The organism is Anaerotignum sp. (assembly GCF_040307045.1).
Taxonomy (GTDB): Bacteria; Bacillota; Clostridia; order Lachnospirales; family Anaerotignaceae; genus Chakrabartyella.
Genome location: NZ_JAWRKF010000015.1, coordinates 68054 through 89636 on the forward strand (window position 1 = coordinate 68054; position 21583 = coordinate 89636).

Below are 21583 nucleotides of genomic sequence, written 5' to 3' on the forward strand. Positions count from 1 at the left end.
AACACCCTCTGCTTAAATGATAAAGAAAATATTACCCAAGAAGTTGATTAAGAAGTTCGTAATGCCACCGAAAATACCGCTAAAGAAGCCGAAGAATAACAGGAATAAGAAGAACATCTGCACCATTTTTTCGTATTGCAAATACTGAAAATACTTATTCGCAGGTAATGATACAGAAAGTACCTTCACGCAGTCCATGGGGGAAACAGGCAAAATATTATAAACCGCTAAGCCAACATTATAGTAACATAAATAGTTTAAAATCATAGATACATATGTGTTACCAACAGATACATTGGTGTATAAAGCTAAGAATATCATACCCAAAAATAAGTTTACCAAAGAGGGTAAAATTGCTACCAACAGTGTATCTCTTTTTCTATTTTTATAGTATAGCCCACTGGTTTCAACAGGTTTCCCCCAGCCAAATCCACCGCTATAAAACAGCAGTAAAAATCCAATGGGTTCAAAGTGCTTTACTGGGTTTAATGTTAAACGACCTTTACTCTTTGGTAAAGTATCACCCAATGCTGAAGAAACTGCAGCCCTTGTAAATTCATGCATCGTAGTTGCAACAATAATTCCAGGTATGCTAGCCAAAAAAATCAAAAAATAATTCATATTATCAAATTCCTTTCCAAAGAAAATTCTTTCTTAATTTATAATGATAACAGAAATTCAAAAAGCAGTCAATTTCACAAGCCCTTCTCTTGTTATTATTATCTCCCTATATTATTTTGCAAAGCGCCCATGACAAATAATGCAAAGCGAACTATACTAATGCAAAGCAAGCTTTGCAGAAAGGAAGGGTAACATGAAAACAAAAATTTCTGAATTACGACGACAGCATAAACTATCCCAAGAGGAACTGGCGAAAGCAGTGGGTGTTACTCGCCAAACCATTACCTCCCTTGAGGTTGGCAAATATACTGCCTCATTGATTCTAGCTTATAAAATCGCCCACCATTTTAATTTGACCATTGAAGATGTGTTTCTATTTGACGAGGAGGATGCCCTATGAAAACCGTTACCTTTGAACAACGCTTGAACTACAGACTTTATACAAACATCGGATGTATGATTGTTGCCATTGGTCTTTTTGCTATTGTACTTTTTAACAAAAGCTTTGCTTACCTAATGCCTATGTACTCTGGTGCTCTGGCTGGGCTGTTCTTTGCTTCCTTAGCCTTGTTCTTTCGAAACAAAAAGCTGATAAAAGACCCTAACAAAATGCGGAAAATGGAACTCCTAGAAACAGATGAGCGAAATATACTGATTATAAGGGTAAGCTATACCATTTTCACCTATGTTTCCATTGGTATTCTATATATCTCCATGCTGATTTCCGGCTTCTTCTCCGAAACTATTTTCTATACTCTTCTCTTCCTGCTTTGTGGGGATTTAATCCTAATTCTGTTTATCCGCCACCTTGTTGAAAAAATGTATTAAGCACATTTCAAAAGGGAAATTGCAAAACTCAATGTCCTTGCAATTTCCTTTTAAATTTTTTATGAAACATACTTGCCTGCACTGCCCTAAAAGCTTATTTGTAAACAAAAACTGGGTACAAATTCCGCAGCCAAGGCATCTTTTTTATTCATTACTAATCATGATATCACACATATTTGTTTATGTTCTTTCTTATCCCAAGTAAAATACCATTTTATGTATCCCGTTTATTTCTCTTTGCTCTTTTTTTCATAAACCTTCTGCATAAAAGGAATCTCAACGCCAAGTTCTGTGGCTAAGCGACAACTGCTACCCACCAACCATTCGAATTCTGTTTCTTCTTTTCCAGCAATAATATCTCTGTATAAAGAAGATATGGTTTGGGAGGGAAGTTTCATAAACTCATCTACATACCTTTTAGGCATAGTATCCAGTCCTGTTACACCTGTTGCCTTGGCCAAACGATTGATGTCCTCATATATACCCCGTAAAAACTCCATTTTACGGCTATCCTCCTGGATATTACCGGCAGGGGAATCAAAATAAATGAATGCACAGCTATTGCCACACATCATGGCATATTTTTCCCAAAGCGCCTTCATTATATCTTGCCCATAAGTAGAGGGTAAACCGCACTCATTTAGCATATCAACTAGTTTTCTTGCTTTCTCGTTATCTTTTCCATCAGAAAAACCCACACCGATGCGTAAAAGATTCCCCATATTGGTGATATGTCCTGCCTCTATTATATTAGAAAAACAATAAATATAACTATCACTAACGACACCCCTGCCATCCAACCACTTTGAAACGTATTTTGATGCAGAAACGCCGTTTTGTAGGGGAACAACTAAAGTATTTTCTCCAACAATTTTTGCATATTTTTTGCAAGCACCCTCTAACCCATAGCTTTTACTGCAAAGAATCAAAATGTCAACCACGCCAATTTCTTCTACACTTTCAGACACCAGCCCTGGCCGAATCACTTCATTTCCCAACATTTCTGATTCAAGATAAAGGCCTTTTTCCTGCAAAGCTTCCTTCGTCTTCCCACGTGCAATAAAAATCAGGTCCTTCTCATATTTTCGTAATCCTCCGGCAACGGTTGCACCAACACCACCTAAACCTAAAATTGCAATTTTCATCGGGTTACCTCCTGTTTTTAGTATCTAAGGGGTATATCAGAAAGGGTAACAGGGATATCTAAGCCTTGCCCCTTCAAGAAAGACCTCACACCTCTCACAGCAATGTCACTATTGTTTTTTGCGCCTACCATCACAGACTCCAAGGGGATGGGTGTATCCATGCCATCAAACTCCACCATAATGTATGGCAAAAAAACCTGGTCTAAAATTCGAAATCTAGGCTGTCCTCCTCTTTCGTCCATGGAAGGTGAGAATACAAAACGATATTCCTCCTCACCCTTAAAAAACTCACTCTTAAAAAACATGGCATAAACAGAACAAACCATGGCCATATCCTTGCCAATTTCTGATAAAGATTCTTCGCTAACCTCAGGTGCCTCTTCAAAAATAGTTTCCAAGTCCGTTAGCCCATCCTGAATGGCTCGGCGAATGCAGGATAGTAAGGCTTCTAGTAAACAAGAAATCTGTACCTGGGAATCATAAATCACTGTACCATGTAGAAAAGACCTACCGGAGAATCCCTGCACTAATTTTTCATAATCAAAACCAAGACAATACCCCTTAAAGTCTGTAAATTCCGCCCATAACAATGCACTGTTTTCCAGCTTTGAAAAAGAAACCACATAAAAACTCATTTGTTCCTTTTCTGGTAAACAAACAATGCTACAAGATGGAGTAACAATAGCAAGTTCATCCATCTTTCCTTTTACAATTTGGAATAACCGCCTTCCTACCACCCTATCAACAATATAGGTTTCAATTAATTGGTCTAAAACCTCCAAGGCATACATAAATTCCATCTTATCATTTAAAAAGTCGCTTTTCGTTGCTAAGAATTGCTTGTTGGCAACGATCCCCTGAACACCTTCTGCCGTCGTATAGTGATATAGTTTCTCTCCAAAGTTGCAAAGAGGAACATGTATCCATTCATCCAAAAAACCTGTTTTACTAGTGATTCCCACCAGGAAGTCCTCCCGTCATTTTCTTATTTGCCCATTTCCATAAATAATATATTTTGTTGTCGTCAGTTCCTTTAAGCCCATTGGCCCCCTCGCATGAAGTTTTTGTGTACTAATGCCAATTTCCGCACCAAATCCAAACTGTCCGCCATCAGTAAAACGGGTAGAAGCATTAACATAAACTGCAGCAGCATCCACCTCATTTAAAAACCGCTGTGCATTTGTATAGTTCTCTGTAATTATTGCTTCAGAATGGCCCGTTGAATATTTACGAATATGACTTATGGCCTCATCCAAATCCTTTACAACACGGGTAGAGATGATATAGTCTGTATATTCCGTTGCCCAATCTTCTTCTATTGCAGGTATTGAACCCGAGATCATGCTACAAGTTGTCTCGTCTCCACGAATTTCCACAGCCTTACTTTTAAGAGCATCGCCCACCATAGGTAAAAATTCCTTTGCAACTTTTTCATGAACCAATAAACTTTCACATGCATTGCAGACACCTGGGCGTTGGGTTTTGGCATTTAATATAATTGCCACCGCCTTTTCCAAATCCGCAGTATCATCCACAAAAATATGACAGTTACCAACACCAGTTTCAATAACAGGAACTGTGCTGTTTTGCACAACACTTTGAATCAATCCTGCACCGCCTCGAGGAATTAAAACATCAAGGTATCTATTTAACCGCATCATTTCATTTGCTGTTTCCCTTGATGTATCAGGCACAACCTGTACTATATCAGCTGGCAATCCTAATTCCTGTACAGCTTGACGAAATACAGATACAACAGCTTGGTTTGTTTGAAAAGCTTCTTTGCCACCTCTTAGTATTACCGCACTTCCGGCCTTTAAGCATAACCCAAAGGCATCCGCAGTCACATTTGGCCTGGCTTCAAAAATAATCCCAATTACTCCCATAGGCACACGTTTTTGTCCAATGGTCAAACCATTATCTAAAGTCTTCATGGACAAAACTTCACCCACAGGGTCATCTAAAGCTGCAACCTGACGAAGTCCCTCTGCCATTTCTTCAAGGCGGACCTGTGTTAAAGTCAATCGGTCAATAAATGCACCTTTGATTCCTGCCGCCAGAGCCCCATCAACGTCTGCCTTATTGGCAGCTAAAATCTTCGCCGATGCATCCAGAAGCCCTTGTGCTGCACAGCATAGAGCCTCATTTTTTTTAAGCGTAGACAAAACCGATAGTACAACGGATGCTTCCTTTGCTTTTTGTCCCATTTCAGTCAAAATACTCATAATTAGAACCCCCTGTCAAACCCTTTTCCGTAATGATACAATCAACAGCAATATCGAATGATTCAACCTGTAAATCAACCCCTGCGACCTGAAAAGAAAATGCCACACCAATCTTATAAAGTTTTGGAAACCGTTCAAAATACCTATCATAAAAACCGCCACCATAGCCATAACGATTTCCTCTCTCGTCAAAAACGCTTCCAGGAACGAGGAAAATATCCCTCTCGTTGGGTAAAACCTCTTGTTCTTCCTCAATTTGCGGCTCCATCACTCCAAAACCTGTCTTTCTTAGCTCTTGAAAAGAAGATAGCTTTACAAAATACATCTTACCCCCTTTTTTGGCAATAGGGACAGCAACCTTTTTACCATCTTGCCAGGCCTGTTTTATCAAGGGATATGTATTTACCTCTTGCCCCATGCTTACAAAGGTAAATATCATTTCTGCTTTTTCATACCTTTTACTGCCTATGATAAAGTCAGTAATTTTTTTGCTAAACTCTAGTCTTTCATCTTGGCCCAGTGCCTTTCTCTTTTGTAATATCGCCTGCCTCAACGCATTTTTCATTAACGCAACACCCCTATTGAAAAAGCAATCATGAAACTGCCACCAAATGACAACAACCAAAACGGAAGTCTCTTGTTAGCAGCCAGATTTTTCAAAATCAAATAAATAATATTCGCCCAAAAGCATAGAATTCCTAATACAATAATAACCGAGGAAATGAAGTAACTTCCAACATTCATCCAGAGTAAAATTCCCCAAACTAGGGTAGAAAACATGACCAAAAGCTGTTCTTTTTCCCATTGAAAAATGGGCTTTGTGTTTTCTGTCTTTACATCAAAATTAGCACCCAAAAGTAGAAACCCAACTAGTGATGACCCTGCTAAAGCCCCAGTAACAACCCGTAGAAACTGATTGCTATCCCAAAACCCCATATAACTGAAAAAACCATCAATGGAAATTGGAATAAAGGCGCAAGCCCCTATGATTAAGCCTTTTGTGGTGTAAGGCTGATTTCCACCCAGCCTTTTATAAATAGTAAAGAAAACCATAGAAAAGAATATACCTGAATATATTCCTGTGCATCGGGCACAAACAGGTAGGGGTACTTTCCCAAATATAAAACTACGCTCTGCCATCTGGTGACAGACAGCAGAGCCAAAAAAATCAAATATCTCCATAACTCTAATTAATATGAAAAATAGTAAAACATATTTCCAACAAAACCAAACAATCCACCAATAACGCAACATAACAGCCAGATGCACAGCATAATGCAGCTGACAATGATTAAAGTTTTACCAAATTTACGATAGTCTTCAATTGGGCTTTTCAACAAAACCACACCAGCAATCAAACCTGCAATCTGACCAACACCCCCAGCAATTACGATTGCTAAAATAATAATCACCTTTAAGATTGTGGGTACTGTCTGTTCCTGAACAGGCTTGGGTTCCGACGTTTTATAGTCATCCCAGCTTCTTGGTTCACTTTCTGTTTCAAACTTTTGAGATGTTCCGTCTTCATCCTCCACAGTAAAATCCTTTATCACTTCTGCATGCTCCTGAACTTCTGGATTAGGGTTTGAAGCATTTTCCTTTAAATTACAAACTGGACACCCCATACTTTCATCTAGAATTTGCCTCCCACATTTTGGACAATAACTCATTTCAATCACTCCTTACATTTATGTTCTCTTGCTATTAAAGAAAGTTCCTACATCCGCACCATCTATTACACGATGAATAATTGTAGGATCTTCCCCCAAAACAATGGCCATTTTTACACCTGCATTTTGGCAGATTTCCGCTGCCTGTAATTTTGTAAGCATCCCACCAACACTGAAAGCGGAACCCTTATCCCCTGCCATCTTTCTCACCTCATCTGTAACCCAATCCACACAAGAAACTCGCTTGGCTTCTGGGTTTGATCTAGGATCTTGATCATATAGGGCATCAATATCTGTCATCAATATTAATAGATCTGCACCAATGATTTCCGCAACAATAGCCGAAAGTCTATCATTGTCGGAAATCTCAATTTCATAAGTGGAAATACTATCATTTGCATTTACAATAGGGATAACCCCAAGTTCCATCAATGTTTCCATTGTATTCTTAGTGTTCTGATATCGTTCCTCGCTACCAACTTCCTCTTTTGTCAATAAAACTTGGGCAACCGTCTGGTTATATCGATCAAAAAAATTATGATAAATTTGCATTATCATTGCTTGACCAACTGCTGCTGCTGCCTGCTTCTGTCGAATTACCGTAGGTCTTTCCTTCATACCCATACGCACCGCTCCAACCCCGATGGCACCGCTGGTAACCAAAACAACGTCTTTGCCGCTATTTCTTAGGTCTGTTAATACCCAAGCCAACTCCTCCATGCGCTTAAGATTTAAAAGTCCATTTGGATATGTAATCGTTGAAGTACCGACTTTCACCACAACGCGTCTGCAATTTTTCAATAACTCCCTCACAATGATCCCTCCCATACCTATGTATAGACAAAGTATACTATATTTTTCCTATGTAAAAAAGGACTTTTGCTTTTCCAAATAAAAAATTAAGGGTTTCTTTATAATTCCTAGAAATGTTAAGCTATATGCTTATTTTTTTGCTGGTAAGTGAACAATAGATCATTGTATCTAAAGGTACTCCATAAAATTTTCTAAAATGGTTAGCAAGAAAAATGTCTTTGTATCAACCTCCAGCCCCAAACAAATTACATTTGAGGGGCTTCGCTTATATGACTCCCAGATAAGTATAAAAACATATTTAAGAGTATAAAAGAAAGACCAACGAATATAGGTTATCCCATACCCGTCGGTCATATGAATTATGATAATTTGAAAGAACTTTTCAAAGGAACGATGCGGTTGAAAACCAATTTTTCCTCTGTTGTATCTTTTGTATCAACAATATAGTATCCGTTACGCATAAACTGGTAACGTTCTCCTTTGTTTGCTTCTTTGATAGAAGGCTCAACAAAACATTCTTTTATCTCTAAAGATTTCGGGTTCATTATCATTTCCCCATTGGGGTCTTCTGGATTATCTAACATCATGTAGTCATACAGTCTCGCTGTGGCCTGAACATTTTCAGTTGCACTTACCCAATGAAGCGTTCCCTTCACTTTTCTACCCTCAAAGCCGCTGCCGCTTTTTGTTTCAGGGTCGTAAGTGCAATGTACTTCTACAACATTACCGTTTTCATCCTTTACAAAGTCTGTGCAAGTTACGTAGTACGCACCTTTTAGACGTACCTCCTTGCCAGGTGCTAAACGGAAGAATTTTTTCACCGGTTCTTCCATGAAATCTTCTCTTTCGATGTAAAGCTCTCTTGTAAAAGGAACCATTCTGGTTCCCAATTCAGGCGTTTCCGGATTGTTTTCCAGCTCCATCATTTCAACCTGTCCTTCAGGATAATTTGTAATAATAACCTTTAAAGGATCCAATACAGCCATAACAACCTTTGCTTTGGCCTTCAAATCATCACGTATGCAATAATCCAATAAACCACTGTCTACCATACTGTTTGCTTTTGAAACGCCAATACGCTCGCAGAAATCACGAATAGCTTCAGGCGTATAGCCTCTGCGGCGCAAACCGCAAATAGTGGGCATACGAGGGTCATCCCAACCGTCAACCAAACCCTCCTCAACCAAAGCACGAAGCTTTCTTTTGCTCATAACAGTATTTGTCATTCCTAAACGCGCAAATTCAATCTGTCTAGGAGGATTTACTGTATAGCCTGCCTCTTTTACCACCCAATCATATAGGGGACGATGATCTTCAAACTCCATGGTACAGATAGAATGGGTAATACCTTCAATGGCATCTTCCAAAGGATGTGCAAAATCGTACATCGGGTAAATACACCACGCATCCCCCGTTGTATGATGGGTTGCATGAGCAATTCTATATAAAACAGGGTCTCTCATATTAATATTAGGAGAGGACATATCAATCTTTGCTCTCAATGTGCGAGAACCATCAGGAAATTCACCATTTTTCATACGTTCGAACAGATCTAAATTTTCCTCAACACTTCTATTGCGGTATGGGCTATCTTTTCCTGGTGAGTTCAATGTTCCACGGTACTCTCGCATTTGTTCAGAATTCAAATCGCAAACAAAAGCTTTTCCTTCTTTGATAAGCTTTAAAGCAACTTCATAATACTGTTGAAAATAACTGGAGGCGAAATATAGTCTATCTTCCCAATCAAAACCCAGCCATTTTACATCCTCCCGAATAGAATCCACATATTCTACATCTTCTTTCGTAGGATTTGTATCGTCAAATCTCAAATTGCATTTGCCTCCATAAAGGTTGGCTAAACCAAAATTTAGGCAGATGGATTTTGCGTGTCCAATATGCAAATAGCCATTAGGTTCAGGCGGGAATCTTGTGTGAATTTTATTCAACTCACCCTTTAAATCCTCCTGAATATAACTATGTATAAAGTTACCAGTAGCACCTAAGCCGCCATTTTCCATGATTTTTTCTTCTGCCATTTTGTTTTCCTCCCAAAGTTCGTGGTTCTTTTATCTGCTGCCACGTGTAAAAACACTACTCTAAAACAGAAATAATTAAAATTTATAAAAGGATTTCCATTTTTTCGTATTTCAAACGTAGTTTTACAAATTTAAATAACTTAATTATTCTTCCAGTAGCTGCAGTTACTATTTTCCTTTGCCTAAACTTTATTTAATCTCTCATTGTGATCAAGGAAAGAGGAACCACTTTTTCATAATTATATTATTATAATATAGCCTGTCTACAAACGCAATTAGTTTCCAAAACAAAATTTACCTTTTCATATTTTTTCTTACAGTTTGAATAACATTTGTTTTTTCTCATTTTCCATAGTAAAATAGAACAAACAAAAAAATAGTTTTTTAATATTAGGAGGAAAGCTTGGTATCATTCTTTGTTTCTCCTATTTTTACTGATACCTATTATGAACTGAATCTTTTACAATTACGATTTTCTTATTTGCATAACACAAGAATTGCTAAATTACCACATTCATTTTCATCACCATCGTTTCAAAGGAGGAGCAACCGTGCTGGCTTTTACAGTTTATGATAATAAAACACTCATGGCCCATTTATTAAAAGGAGAACTCTTTGATCACTTCACAATACGACAAGCAGAAGTCAATTCCTTCGCATCATTTAGCATAAACGGAACAAAAGAAGAATCCTATATTACAGATGAGGATCCCGAGCTATACTGCCTTTGGGCAGATATCAAACCCTTTGTTTTCCAAACGGTAAGAGGAAAAAAGTTACCAAAAAGCATGAAATTAGTTTTCTCACTGCCAAAACAAAAAACAGAACGTTATCCAAACGCAAAGGCAGTATTTTTAAACCTCTTATTTCGAGATGGCTCTTTGCTTTGCACCACTTCTGTGGCAGAGGAAACCTTTTCTTTGGAACAAAAAGCAACAAAACAATGGGATGAAGATGTGCTGAATTTTTTTAAAAAACATGAAATACCCATACAAATTGAAAATTGAATAAATTTGTTAGCACTCAATTTAAATGAGTGCTAATTTTGTATTGACTTTTTACTTTGTACTAGCTAAAATTACAGATGTATCATACAAACTACAAACATTTAGTGTTTTTAGGAGGTCATGTAAAATGAATGAAAAAGGAAATCTATCAATCAATAGCGAAAATTTCCTGCCTATTATTAAAAAGTGGCTGTATACCGACAAAGATATTTTTGTGCGTGAGTTGGTATCCAATGCCTGCGACGCTGTTACAAAGCTTGAAAAACTATCACACTTAGGTGAGGCAGAAATCTCTGAAAATGAAAAATTTGAAATTCATGTTGTTTTGGATCAAGATCAGCACACCTTACAAATTATGGACAATGGTATTGGTATGACGGCTGACGAAATCAAAAAATATATCAATCAAATTGCATTTTCCGGTGCAACTGACTTTCTTGCCAAATTCCAAGAAAAGGCAGAACAAGAAAATGAAATCATTGGCCATTTTGGGTTAGGATTCTATTCTGCCTTTATGGTAGCAGATAAAGTTGAAATTGATACCCTTTCTTACCAAAAAGATGCTCAAGCAGCCAAATGGATTTGTGAAGGTGGCATCGATTACGAAATGGCCAGCGGAAGCAGAGACTCTAGAGGTACTACAATCACTCTGTTTTTAGGTGCAGATGGCAAAGAATTTTTAGAAGAGTCTACCCTTTATTCGGCCCTAAGAAAATATTGCTCTTTTATGCCTGTGCCTATTTTTGTTGATGTTATCAAAGAACTAAGCGAGGAAGAAAAAGCAGCTGAGAAAAAAGAAGCAAACACCCTTCACATCTCACCCGAAGATGCAGCAGGCCTGACAAAAGAAGGTGCTTTAGAAAAGCTTGGAGAAAAAAATATAGAAGATGCCGAGGAGCCCAAACCTTTAAACGATACCACCCCCCTATGGCAAAAACAACCTAAAGACTGTACTGACGAAGATTATAAGGCTTTTTACCATAAAGTATTCCTAGATATGAATGATCCGTTGTTCTGGATTCACTTAAATATGGACTATCCTTTCCGCCTAAAAGGTATTTTGTATTTTCCTAAGCTTGTTGAGCATATGGATGTGATGGAGGGGGAAATTAAACTTTACTCCAATCAGGTGTACATTGCTGACAACATAAAAGAAGTAGTCCCTGAGTTTTTACTTTTATTAAAAGGTGTTTTAGATTGCCCCGATATGCCATTAAACGTATCCCGTAGCGCATTACAAAATGATGGCTACGTGGAAAAAATGAATAGCTATATTACCAAGAAAGTAGCTGATAAGCTAACACAGCTATTTAAGAATGATCGTTCCGCCTATGAAGGTTTCTGGGATGATATCGGAATTTTCATTAAGTATGGCTGTATGCGGGAAGAAAAATTCTATGATAAAGTGAAAGATTCTTTATTATATAAAACAACGGATGGCGTTTACGAAACCTTATCAGAATACCTAGAAAAAAACAAAGAAAATCATGAAAACAAACTATTCTTTGTTTCCGATGAAAATTTACAGGCACAATATATTCGCCTGTTCAAGGAACAAGGTCTAGAAGCCGCAATTCTTTCCACAACGGTTGATAAGCCTTTTGTTTCATTCCTTGAATATAAGAATCCAGGCTTAAAGGTACAGCGTATTGATGCAGATATCACTGATACCCTACATCAAAAAGAAGATACAGAAATTTCCGAGGCACAAAAGCAAGCTGATGAATATACCAACAACCGAATGGAAACCTTATTCCGCGGCTTCTTAAATAATGACTCAATTAAAGTAAACGTAGAAAGCCTTAAAACAGAAAATGTTTCTGCTATGATTCTTTTAAGCGAGGACTCCCGCCGTATGATGGAAATGATGGAGGCATATGGAAGCGGAGCTGACTTAAAAGCTATGTTTGCCAATATTAAGCCTGAAGAAACTCTGGTGCTAAATCGTTCAAATGGCTTAGTTAAATATCTGTTGGCAATGAGCGAAAAAGAAGATCAGAAAGAGGACACAGAGATACTGTGCCATCAGGTATATGACTTGGCTTTGATGAGCCATCGTCCTCTTTCTTCCGAAGAAATGACTCGTTTTATCGACCGTAGTAATACAATACTGGAAAAATTAGCTTCTCTTGAAATCCATAAATAATATACATCTATTTGCGCATTGTATGTATAAAAATTTTTAATTTCAAATAGGTTTACGGAATAATGTGGGGCAAAGTTACCCCACATTATTTGCTTGTATGCGAAATACTCTCCCCTTAATAGGGGGTTTTTTTATTTTGTATTTTAACTAGTATCTAAATTTTATTCAATTATTCAAACTCAACCTATTATATTTTGAAAGGCAATTCATCAATTTATCCAATCAATTCTTAAACAATAAGTTTATGCTAGTCAGAATGCATATTTATTCTTTCCATAATTTACATAAATTAGTAAAAAATTAAAATATTTCACTTATTTTTAAATAAAATGTATTTAAGTTGCCGAAACGAATAAAAAATTATCTTCGAAGTTGTAATACCACTTTCCCCAGGAGTATAATAATTTAAAACGAGTGCTTTTTTAGGAGGTGAACTATGACGAAAGAAACTTTTTTACAGAAGCTTTTACCATCCTACGAATCATTTTTTGATATCAAATACGATGTGCAAATAGGCTCCCGTCAATATCCAGCCACGGCAGAGTTTCACTCACGTTCAGAAAAATATGTTTTGGTACGCTCAGCAAAAATCTGGGCAACAGAAATGAACGAATATGCATATTTCACCTTTGCTGATGTGCCAACCTTAGATGATTATCAATCTTTAAAGCAAGATGTTCTTAAATCAGGATTATCGCAAATCAAACCCCATAGTGAGCATATGTATTCCTATGTCTCATTAATTTTAATTGCAGATTTACTTCCCCAAGAAGTAATTAATGAAATTCAAAAAACCAAGTTTCACAAAACATATCTATTTTCATTTCATGGCTGGATGTACTTGAGAATTGCTGCGGTAGACCTCAGCAACGGAAAGGTCTATTCAAATCAAAGGGGTAATGAGCTCCTTCCGTTGCTGCAAAATATTTTTTCTTAATCATCTATATTTTTCATACATAACCTTGGGAAGGAGGCTATTTTATGAATTCGCTGGTATTATTACTAATTGCCATCGCCGTATTATTCATTGGTTATCTTACATATGGTAGTTGGCTGGCAAAACAATGGGGTGTTGACCCAAAAAGAGAAACACCCGCCCATACAGAGATGGACGGCAAAGACTACGTTCCTGCCAAAGCTCCTGTTCTTATGGGACACCATTTTGCATCTATTGCTGGTGCAGGCCCTATTAATGGTCCTATCCAGGCGGCTATCTTTGGTTGGGTGCCCGTATTACTTTGGATTCTCATTGGTGGTATTTTCTTTGGTGCTGTTCAGGACTTTTCCTCTATTTTTGCTTCTATTCGACACAAAGGTAAATCCATCGGCCACGTTATCGAACAAAACGTTGGGCCAAAAGCAAAAAAATTATTTCTGCTTTTTGCCTATCTCACCCTACTCCTCGTGGTTGCCGCGTTCACCAGTATTGTTGTAGGAACATTTAACGGCTTTACGCCCGAGGGTGATATCATTCCTGCAAATGGCTCAACTGCAACTATCTCGGTATTATTTATTCTTTTAGCAATTATTTTTGGTGCATTGGTATACCGTAAAAATGCTCCTTTGAGCGTAGCAACGGTTGTTGGTGTAGTTGCAATCGTGGCATGTATTGCCATCGGCTTAAAGTTTCCAATTTACCTGTCGGGAACAGTATGGTTACTCATTGTTTTAGCCTATATTTTCATTGCTTCTGTTACACCCGTTTGGATTTTGCTACAGCCAAGAGATTATTTAAACTCGTTCTTGTTGTATGGTATGATGATTGCAGCCATTATCGGTGTTGCTGGAAGCCACCCTACAATTAACCTGCCTGCATTCACTGGCTTCCAGGGTATTAATGGCAATAGCCCTATGTTTCCTATGTTGTTCATCACTGTTGCTTGTGGTGCAATTTCTGGCTTCCATAGCTTGGTAGGCTCCGGTACAACATCAAAACAGCTAAATACAGAAAAGGATGCAAAACTCATTGGTTACGGCGGTATGTTAATCGAATGTGGGTTAGCAGTGCTCTCCTTGATTACTGTGGGCGTACTGTTTAGCGAAGGTGCAATGCCTAGCGGCACCCCTACTCAGGTTTTCGCCACAGGTATTGCAACAATGATTGCTAACTTAGGTTTAGAATCAGCTTATGATACAGCATATGCTATCATTATTTTAGCTGTATCCGCCTTCTGCTTAACTTCTTTGGATACATCCACAAGACTTGCAAGATATATGTTCCAAGAGTTCTTTATTCCAGAAGGAACTGACCCAAGAACATTAACAGGTATCAAAAAGGTTTGTGCGAACCCCTTCTTTGCAACATTAGTTACCGTTGTAATTGGCGGTTTAATGGCTGTTGGTGGTTATGCAAAAATTTGGCCTTTATTCGGTTCCGCCAACCAACTACTGGCTGCTTTGGCTCTATTGGCTGTCGCTGCATGGTTAGGTAATATTGGTAAAAATAATAAAATGTTTTTGTTCCCTATGATTTTCATGCTTATTGCAACATTAAGTGCATTGGTAATCACACTGATCAAAAACGTCAAAGGTTTCATGGCGGGAAGTGCAAGTCTTTCCACCGAAGGCTTACAGATTGTTTTTATCATTTTATTAATTGCTTTAGCAATTGACTTGGCCGTAGAAGGTTGTCGTGTTATCTTCGGTAAAAAGAAAGCTGCTTAAGTTTCAAAACTTGTGTGAAAATATAGATGAAAAAAGACCCGTGTTCCCACGGGTCTTTTAATTATATCTGTATTACCAATTCCACAGGGCAATGATCCGAACCTAAAATTTCGCTATGGATTTTAGCATCCACCAGCTTGTCTTTTAACCTTTCAGATACAACATAGTAATCGATGCGCCAACCCGCATTGTTTTTCCTTGCATTAAACCGATAACTCCACCAAGAATATACTCCAACTGAATCTGGATAAAAAAATCTGAATGTATCAACAAATCCTGCGCCTAACAACTCTGTAAACTTTCCTCTTTCCTCATCGGTAAATCCGGCACTGCGGCGATTACTAGATGGGTTTTTCAAATCTATTTCATTATGAGCCACATTTAAGTCTCCACAAATGATAACAGGTTTTACCTTATCCAAATTGCAAACATATTCTCGAAAAGCATCATCCCATTCCATGCGATAGCCAAGCCTAGCATTTTCTTGTTGAGAGTTAGGAGTATACACCGTTATATGATAAAAATCATCAAATTCCAGCGTTATCACTCTACCTTCCATATCATGCTCTTCAATTCCAATTCCGTAGGATACTGTTAATGGCTCCTTTTTTGTAAAAACGGCAACACCGGAATATCCCTTCTTATGAGCATAGTTCCAGTACTGAAAATAACCATCAGTGGCAAGCTCAATTTGCCCTGCTTGCAGCTTTGTTTCCTGCAAAGAAAATATATCCACATTAGCTTCATTAAAATATTCCATAAAACCCTTACCCACTGCCGCTCGCAAGCCATTTACATTCCAAGAAATCATTCTCAATAAAAACACATCCTCTCTTTTATCTGAAGTTAATCAAAACTTTTAAACATAGTCTAAATTTGTTATCTCCTTGGTTCGTTGGTAATCAATCCCTTATGTTAAATATATCCTGCCAATTCGTAAATCTCAGTTTGTGTCTTAACCACCTAAGATTGTGAAATAATAGTAATTATCCCTCACCAAGTATTCATAATTATAACATAGCAGTCTTTCTTTGTCTTGTTTCTTATAGAGTTTTACGTTAAAATTAGTATATGAACCGAAAGGAGTGAGCATTTTGAATATCCAAATCTATGGCTCCAAAAAAAGCTTTGATGCGAAGAAAGCTGAACGATATTTTAAGGAAAGAAAAATAACTTATCAATATATTGATATTCATGAATTTGGTATGAGTAAAAGCGTGTTTGAATCTGCAAAGCGTTGTTTTCCCGTTGAGGATATGATTGACAGAAAAGCAAAAGCCTATCAAACATTATTTATGGATTATATTGACGAAAGTAAACGCGAGGTTGCCTTATTTGAAAATCCTAGCCTCTTCTTAACCCCTATTGTTAGAAATGGAAAGGATTTTACATTAGGTTATTGCCCTGATGTTTGGAAAAACTGGACCTAAAAGGAGGATTTCAAATGCGAATTGGACTTGCACAAATAGACATGGGCTTTGAAAACAAAGCCTTTGCAAAAAAACTTTGTGAAGATATGATATGCTCTGCTGCAAATCAGCAAGTTGACCTTTTGATTTTTCCCGAGATGACCTTAACCGGATTTACAATGAAAACAAACGAAATGGCAGAATGTTTAGAAGATAGTGAAACCATACATTTTTTCAAAAAAAATGCTCAACTTCATAAACTAGCAATTACCTTTGGCTTACCCGTAAAGAGATTTGATAAAGCTGAAAATCACTGTATTATTATCTCCGCTGAAGGTAACCTATTGGTTGATTATACAAAAATTCATCCTTTTTCCTTTGGAACTGAGGCTGACTATTACTCAGGTGGGCATACTCTCAGCTCTTGCACAATAAATGGAGTTGTAACATCACCTTTTATCTGCTATGATCTGCGCTTTCCTGAAATTTTTCAAGTGTCATCTGAAAAGAGCTTATTATTAATTGTGATTGCCAACTGGCCCCGCCCTCGTAGAGAGCATTGGATAACTCTTTTAAAAGCAAGGGCCATGGAAAATCAAGCCTTTGTAGTTGGCGTCAATCGAGCCGGCATAGGTGGTGGATTGGAGTACGCAGGTGATAGCATGGCAATTTCTCCTTTGGGAGATGTTTTGGCTCATGGAGGCGAGGGACAAAGCCTCACTGTCGTTGATATCTCACCAGAAGATGCACAGGCTTATCGCAATAGCTTCCCTCTAAAGGCTGATAGAAAACCTCAGCTATACTCTCAACTCTTAAGAGGCATGGAAAATTGAAAGGAGCAACTTATGGTTCACGTACTTTTTATTTGCCACGGCAACATTTGCCGTTCTCCAATGGCAGAATTTTTATTTCGGGATATGCTTAGAAAAAAAGGCCTTGAACAAAGCTTTTATATTGCCTCAGCTGCCACAAGCCGTGAGGAAATTGGAAATGGTGTTTATCCCCCCGCAAAAGAAAAACTATCTTCATTAGGAATAGATTGTTGTCAAAAAACAGCAAGGCAGGTAACCCAACAGGATTACCAAGATTTTGATTACTTTTTGGTTATGGAAAGTTATAACGCCAGAAACCTGATGACAATTTTAAAAGAGGACCCCAAAAACAAGGTTTATCGCCTCTTAGATTTTACCCACCAACCAAGAGACATTGCAGATCCTTGGTATTCCGGTGATTTTGATGTTACACATTTAGATATTATAGAAGGGCTAGAGGCCTTCCTTGGGTTTATCCTAAAACAACAAGCTGACAGCAAAAAAGAAAGCATATACCCATTAAACAATACTTATAATTAAAAAGTGTGGCTAAACTATCGAACGGTCCCCATTAAAAGCAAATTTCTTGTTAAGGGGACCGTTCTTATATATGCACTTCTTTTTTTAGAATTATATTAAAGGTTAATTTCCCCCTGTAAGTATAAAATTGCTTCTCCAGCAATTTTTACTCGCTCATCTGCATTTTCACAGAATAATTCCCCGCCCCGATTTGAAACTTGCTTTGCCCGTAGAGTGCTTCGCTCTAATTTCTCTGCCCATAACGGGATTAGACTACTATGGGCTGAACCAGTGACAGGATCCTCATTAACCCCTAACTTTGGATAAAAACAACGTGAAACAAAGTCATATTTACTGCCTCTTGCCGTAGCTACTAATCCCAACCCAACCTCCAGTTCCAAAACCTTTTGGAAATCCGGGTTCAGATTGACAACACTGTCTTCATCCTCAAACACCAAAATTAGATCTCTAGATAAATACGCTTCTTTTGCTTTTACGCCGGCGGCCTCTATCATTTCTTGGGTAATATTTATTTTTTCTGGTATGCGCCTCGGAAAATCCATTTCAAACAGATTCCCCTTTCTCTTCACAGTTAAGATGCCGCTCAACGTAGAAAACTCCATACCTTGGACGCATGGGTCGACAAAATGGGAAACAACAAATGCTGTACCTAATGTTGCGTGGCCGCACAAGTCAATCTCCGCTTTTGGTGTAAACCATCTCAAGTCGTACTTACCAACCTTATTCTTATAGACAAAGGCTGTTTCCGAAAGGTTATTTTCTGCGGCAATATATTGCATAATTTCCCTTGATAATGGTTCCTCAAGCACACAAACCCCTGCGGGATTCCCTCCAAAAACACATTGGGTAAATGCATCAACAACGTAATATTTCATGAAATTTTCTCCTTTCCTTGCCAATAAAATTCCATTTGTTTATAATCCTAGTATATGGTACAAATTGTATGGCTGCAAGCAAGTAATTGTATGCCCTACAGATAAGGAGAAAAAACAATGCCAATCAATTCTTTTGAAAACTACCCCATGTCCTGGAAGCCGGAAAAAGGGAACCTATCCCACCCCTTATATGTTTCTTTAGCAAAACTTCTGAAACGAGATATCAAAAACGGTACTTTACAACCTCACACAAAACTGCCACCACAAAGAGAACTTGCAGATTATCTGGACATCAACCTTAGCACAGTGACAAAAGCCTTTAAACTTTGCCAGCTTGATGGATACCTTTATGCTATAACTGGTAGAGGTACTTTTGTATCTCCTAATGCAGGTGTCTCTATTTCCATCCAAGATACAAATATAGATTCCCCTTTCATAGAAATGGGTATAATTAAGCCCTTGGATTTCTTGAATCACTACACCCAAGATGCCGTTAAGACAGTCTTATTAAAAACCCCAAATGAATCTTTGCTAAATTATTCAGCACCCTTTGGAACAGCATTTCAAAAAAGTGCCGCAATAAAATGGTGTTACCAATTGGGTCTACACCCTAAAGTAGAGAATATTTTCTTTACTACAGGCGCACAAAACGCCCTTGCCGTTATCCTAGTGACACTGTTTCATCACGGAGATAAAATCGCTACCGATGAATTTACATACTCTAATTTTATTGAACTGGCTAATATGCTAAATATCCAGCTTGTTCCCATACCCATCGATGAATTTGGAATGATACCCGAAGATTTAGACTTGCAGTGCCGCCAGCAAGGAATTCGAGGAGTATATTTAATGCCTACATACAGCAATCCCACAGGGACACTAATGGATGTTTGCCGCAAATCTGCCCTAGCAAAAATCATTAAAAATCATCATCTAATTTTAATTGAAGATGATATTTATGCATTTTTATCCCCTAAAGAGAATATCCCCCTTACAACCTTATGTCCCCAAAACGGTTGTTATATTGCTAGCTTTTCCAAGGCAATTTGTCCTGGGCTTCGTGTGGCCTTTTTATCGGTGCCGCATCGATTTTCACCCCAAATATCTAAAGGTATCTACAATATCAACGTAAAAACTTCATCCATAAGTGTGGAAACAGCAGCTTATATGATTCATAATGGTATCACCGACCAGGTCATTGAAAAAAAACGACAAGAGGCCACAGCTAGAAATCTCCTGTTCCATCAATTTTTTCCTAGCAAAAAGCCCATACCTCTATCATTTTCCCGTTGGCTTCCCATTCCACTTCCCTTAACCGATTTGCCACTGGAGCGACTTGCTCAAGAAAAAGGGCTGAATCTTTTTCACTCTAATCGCTTTTTAGTGGGTCCTCCCCATGGAAAACAATTTCTTCGTATCTCCCTTACTTCTACAGATACGAAAGAGGAACTGGAATCGGGGTTAAAAAGATTAGATGCACTTTTAAAAGACAACGAACGACGTATAACAGGCTCATAAATATGAATTAGGAGCACCACATTACCTATAATGGACTGCTACTCTCAATGCCTGAGAGATCATTGGAAACATTTTTATGAACCAACCCCCGGCTTGGCAAAAGTTTTTTTGATTTTTCTAAATGTGTTGAATATCCTCTTGTTATTCATTTCAAAAAACAAAGGCCTAACAGCCAAGATAAAAACCATTCCTGTTATCTGCATAGCAATTGGTTTTTTCAAGCCTAAGCAAACAATAATAAAAAGGGACAATTTCTAAATTAAGAAATTGTCCCTTTCCAGTTTCTCATTCCAAAACTGGTTTCTCAGAAGGATTCACATGGACCATACAGTGCTTTACTTCTTCAAAATTCTTTTCGATGGCTCCATGTACCTGCTCTGCAATTTCATGGGCCTCACCTAATGTCATGCTACCATCTGCTGCAATTTCAACATCTACATAAATTCTGGCACCAAACAAACGCGTCTGAATTTGATCTATCCCAACCACACCTGCCTGGGATAGTATCACTTCTTTCATCTTCCCTATGGTTTCTACATCACAGGCAGTATCCATCATTTTGTTAACAGCATCTTTAAAAATATCATAAGCGGCTTTCACAATGAAAACGCAGATAATAACACTGGCCAATGGGTCACAAATGGGATAGCCCAGCCTTGCACCAATAATACCCACCATACTACCAACGGAAGACACTGCGTCTGAACGGTGGTGCCATGCGTCCGCCATTAAAGCCCCTGAGTTGACTTTTTTAGCCGCTGCTCTGGTATACCAATACATGCCCTCTTTCACACCAATAGAAATAATTGCTGCTATTAAGGCCAAAACCCCCGGCATAGCCAAACTTAGCTGATCCGCATGAATGATTTTTTTCACGCCTCCATAGCCAATGGCAATACCCGTTGCACATAAAATCATCGCCAGCAACAATGCTGCGACGCACTCTATTCGCTCATGCCCATATTGGTGGTTGTCGTCTGACTCCTTGGCTGACATCCTATACCCAATTATTACAACAAAGGTACTAAACACATCGGAAGCAGAATGAATACCATCTGAAATCATTGCACCCGAACGCGCAACAAAACCAGCGGCCACCTTACCAATGGACAAGACCAAGTTTACAATCATAGAATTAACAGATACCCTCATAACGATTTTCTCGTTTTCTATAATTTTTCTATCCTTCTTCTCCAAAACAAGCCCTCCCATTCATATTGTTTATTCTACCCAAAATAGGTAAAAAAATTTGTATAAAAATAACGCCTATAGGA

At 38.1% G+C, this 21583-nt stretch carries 22 protein-coding genes; 10 read left to right on the top strand and 12 right to left on the bottom strand.

The window, feature by feature from the left end; translation table 11 throughout:
* Nucleotides 1–12 precede the first annotated feature (12 nt).
* The gene (locus ABVZ64_RS08135; RefSeq protein ID WP_352400515.1) at nucleotides 13–621 is read right to left on the bottom strand and encodes a site-2 protease family protein; all 609 of its coding nucleotides are present in this window, start codon (nucleotides 619–621) and stop codon (nucleotides 13–15) included.
* 193 nt (nucleotides 622–814) lie between these two features.
* Here ABVZ64_RS08135 and ABVZ64_RS08140 point away from each other — a divergent pair, with 193 nt between their 5' ends.
* Together ABVZ64_RS08140 and ABVZ64_RS08145 are read left to right on the top strand one after the other, a co-directional pair.
* Complete coding sequence (locus ABVZ64_RS08140) at nucleotides 815–1021, top strand: helix-turn-helix transcriptional regulator (RefSeq protein WP_352400516.1); 207 nt, start codon at nucleotides 815–817, stop codon at nucleotides 1019–1021.
* Nucleotides 1018–1449, top strand: coding sequence for a hypothetical protein (locus ABVZ64_RS08145; RefSeq protein ID WP_352400517.1), 432 nt, complete (start codon nucleotides 1018–1020; stop codon nucleotides 1447–1449). The genes ABVZ64_RS08140 and ABVZ64_RS08145 overlap by 4 nt, the downstream gene beginning before the upstream one ends.
* A gap of 227 nt (nucleotides 1450–1676) precedes the next feature.
* Here ABVZ64_RS08145 and ABVZ64_RS08150 read toward each other — a convergent pair whose 3' ends face one another.
* The 8 genes from ABVZ64_RS08150 to ABVZ64_RS08185 all read right to left on the bottom strand — a co-directional run bounded on the left by ABVZ64_RS08150 (nucleotide 1677) and on the right by ABVZ64_RS08185 (nucleotide 9338).
* Nucleotides 1677–2594 (bottom strand): ketopantoate reductase family protein, encoded by a 918-nt coding sequence (locus ABVZ64_RS08150; RefSeq protein ID WP_352400518.1) that lies wholly within the window; start codon nucleotides 2592–2594, stop codon nucleotides 1677–1679.
* Between the two features lie 17 nt (nucleotides 2595–2611).
* Nucleotides 2612–3556 (bottom strand): DUF2971 domain-containing protein, encoded by a 945-nt coding sequence (locus tag ABVZ64_RS08155; RefSeq protein WP_352400519.1) that lies wholly within the window; start codon nucleotides 3554–3556, stop codon nucleotides 2612–2614.
* Between the two features lie 15 nt (nucleotides 3557–3571).
* Nucleotides 3572–4819, bottom strand: coding sequence for a glutamate-5-semialdehyde dehydrogenase (locus tag ABVZ64_RS08160; protein ID WP_352400520.1), 1248 nt, complete (start codon nucleotides 4817–4819; stop codon nucleotides 3572–3574).
* Nucleotides 4803–5384 (bottom strand): 5-formyltetrahydrofolate cyclo-ligase, encoded by a 582-nt coding sequence (locus ABVZ64_RS08165; protein ID WP_352400521.1) that lies wholly within the window; start codon nucleotides 5382–5384, stop codon nucleotides 4803–4805. Before ABVZ64_RS08165 ends, ABVZ64_RS08160 begins: the two co-directional genes overlap by 17 nt.
* Nucleotides 5384–6001: a DUF2085 domain-containing protein gene (locus ABVZ64_RS08170; RefSeq protein ID WP_352400522.1), complete on the bottom strand. Its 618-nt coding sequence runs from the start codon at nucleotides 5999–6001 to the stop codon at nucleotides 5384–5386. Before ABVZ64_RS08170 ends, ABVZ64_RS08165 begins: the two co-directional genes overlap by 1 nt.
* Nucleotides 6002–6009: 8 nt before the next feature.
* Nucleotides 6010–6489 carry a hypothetical protein gene (locus ABVZ64_RS08175; RefSeq protein ID WP_352400523.1) on the bottom strand — a complete coding sequence of 160 codons (480 nt, stop codon included), beginning with the start codon at nucleotides 6487–6489 and terminating at the stop codon, nucleotides 6010–6012.
* 18 nt (nucleotides 6490–6507) lie between these two features.
* Nucleotides 6508–7302, bottom strand: coding sequence for a glutamate 5-kinase (gene proB / locus ABVZ64_RS08180; RefSeq protein WP_352400524.1), 795 nt, complete (start codon nucleotides 7300–7302; stop codon nucleotides 6508–6510).
* A gap of 359 nt (nucleotides 7303–7661) precedes the next feature.
* The gene (locus tag ABVZ64_RS08185; RefSeq protein ID WP_502892590.1) at nucleotides 7662–9338 is read right to left on the bottom strand and encodes a glutamine--tRNA ligase/YqeY domain fusion protein; all 1677 of its coding nucleotides are present in this window, start codon (nucleotides 9336–9338) and stop codon (nucleotides 7662–7664) included.
* Between the two features lie 551 nt (nucleotides 9339–9889).
* On the opposite strand from ABVZ64_RS08185, the gene ABVZ64_RS08190 reads away from it, so the two are divergent.
* The 4 genes from ABVZ64_RS08190 (at nucleotide 9890) to ABVZ64_RS08205 (ending at nucleotide 15155) form a co-directional block, all read left to right on the top strand.
* Nucleotides 9890–10345 carry a DUF5721 family protein gene (locus ABVZ64_RS08190; protein ID WP_352400525.1) on the top strand — a complete coding sequence of 152 codons (456 nt, stop codon included), beginning with the start codon at nucleotides 9890–9892 and terminating at the stop codon, nucleotides 10343–10345.
* Between the two features lie 127 nt (nucleotides 10346–10472).
* Nucleotides 10473–12491: a molecular chaperone HtpG gene (gene htpG / locus ABVZ64_RS08195; protein WP_352400526.1), complete on the top strand. Its 2019-nt coding sequence runs from the start codon at nucleotides 10473–10475 to the stop codon at nucleotides 12489–12491.
* A 436-nt stretch (nucleotides 12492–12927) separates the two neighbouring features.
* On the top strand, nucleotides 12928–13428 hold the full coding sequence (locus ABVZ64_RS08200; protein WP_352400527.1) for a DUF8052 family protein: 501 nt from the start codon (nucleotides 12928–12930) through the stop codon (nucleotides 13426–13428).
* 44 nt (nucleotides 13429–13472) lie between these two features.
* Complete coding sequence (locus tag ABVZ64_RS08205; RefSeq protein WP_352400528.1) at nucleotides 13473–15155, top strand: carbon starvation CstA family protein; 1683 nt, start codon at nucleotides 13473–13475, stop codon at nucleotides 15153–15155.
* Nucleotides 15156–15216: 61 nt separating this feature from the next.
* On the opposite strand, the gene ABVZ64_RS08210 is transcribed toward ABVZ64_RS08205, so the two are convergent.
* Nucleotides 15217–15972 (bottom strand): exodeoxyribonuclease III, encoded by a 756-nt coding sequence (locus ABVZ64_RS08210; protein ID WP_352400529.1) that lies wholly within the window; start codon nucleotides 15970–15972, stop codon nucleotides 15217–15219.
* A 268-nt stretch (nucleotides 15973–16240) separates the two neighbouring features.
* Between ABVZ64_RS08210 and ABVZ64_RS08215 the strand changes: the two genes are divergently transcribed.
* The 3 genes from ABVZ64_RS08215 to ABVZ64_RS08225 are packed head-to-tail and all read left to right on the top strand — an operon-like array spanning nucleotide 16241 to nucleotide 17916.
* On the top strand, nucleotides 16241–16585 hold the full coding sequence (locus ABVZ64_RS08215) for an arsenate reductase family protein (protein ID WP_352400530.1): 345 nt from the start codon (nucleotides 16241–16243) through the stop codon (nucleotides 16583–16585).
* A gap of 14 nt (nucleotides 16586–16599) precedes the next feature.
* Nucleotides 16600–17397 (top strand): nitrilase-related carbon-nitrogen hydrolase, encoded by a 798-nt coding sequence (locus ABVZ64_RS08220; RefSeq protein ID WP_352400531.1) that lies wholly within the window; start codon nucleotides 16600–16602, stop codon nucleotides 17395–17397.
* Nucleotides 17398–17409: 12 nt separating this feature from the next.
* On the top strand, nucleotides 17410–17916 hold the full coding sequence (locus ABVZ64_RS08225; RefSeq protein WP_352400532.1) for a low molecular weight protein-tyrosine-phosphatase: 507 nt from the start codon (nucleotides 17410–17412) through the stop codon (nucleotides 17914–17916).
* Between the two features lie 95 nt (nucleotides 17917–18011).
* Here ABVZ64_RS08225 and ABVZ64_RS08230 read toward each other — a convergent pair whose 3' ends face one another.
* A complete protein-coding gene (locus tag ABVZ64_RS08230) occupies nucleotides 18012–18791 on the bottom strand; it encodes a PhzF family phenazine biosynthesis protein (protein WP_352400533.1) in 780 nt (259 codons plus the stop codon).
* Between the two features lie 117 nt (nucleotides 18792–18908).
* Here ABVZ64_RS08230 and ABVZ64_RS08235 point away from each other — a divergent pair, with 117 nt between their 5' ends.
* Complete coding sequence (locus ABVZ64_RS08235; protein WP_352400534.1) at nucleotides 18909–20309, top strand: aminotransferase-like domain-containing protein; 1401 nt, start codon at nucleotides 18909–18911, stop codon at nucleotides 20307–20309.
* Nucleotides 20310–20594: 285 nt separating this feature from the next.
* On the opposite strand, the gene ABVZ64_RS08240 is transcribed toward ABVZ64_RS08235, so the two are convergent.
* The gene (locus ABVZ64_RS08240) at nucleotides 20595–21461 is read right to left on the bottom strand and encodes a cation diffusion facilitator family transporter (protein WP_352400662.1); all 867 of its coding nucleotides are present in this window, start codon (nucleotides 21459–21461) and stop codon (nucleotides 20595–20597) included.
* Nucleotides 21462–21583: the final 122 nt, after the last annotated feature.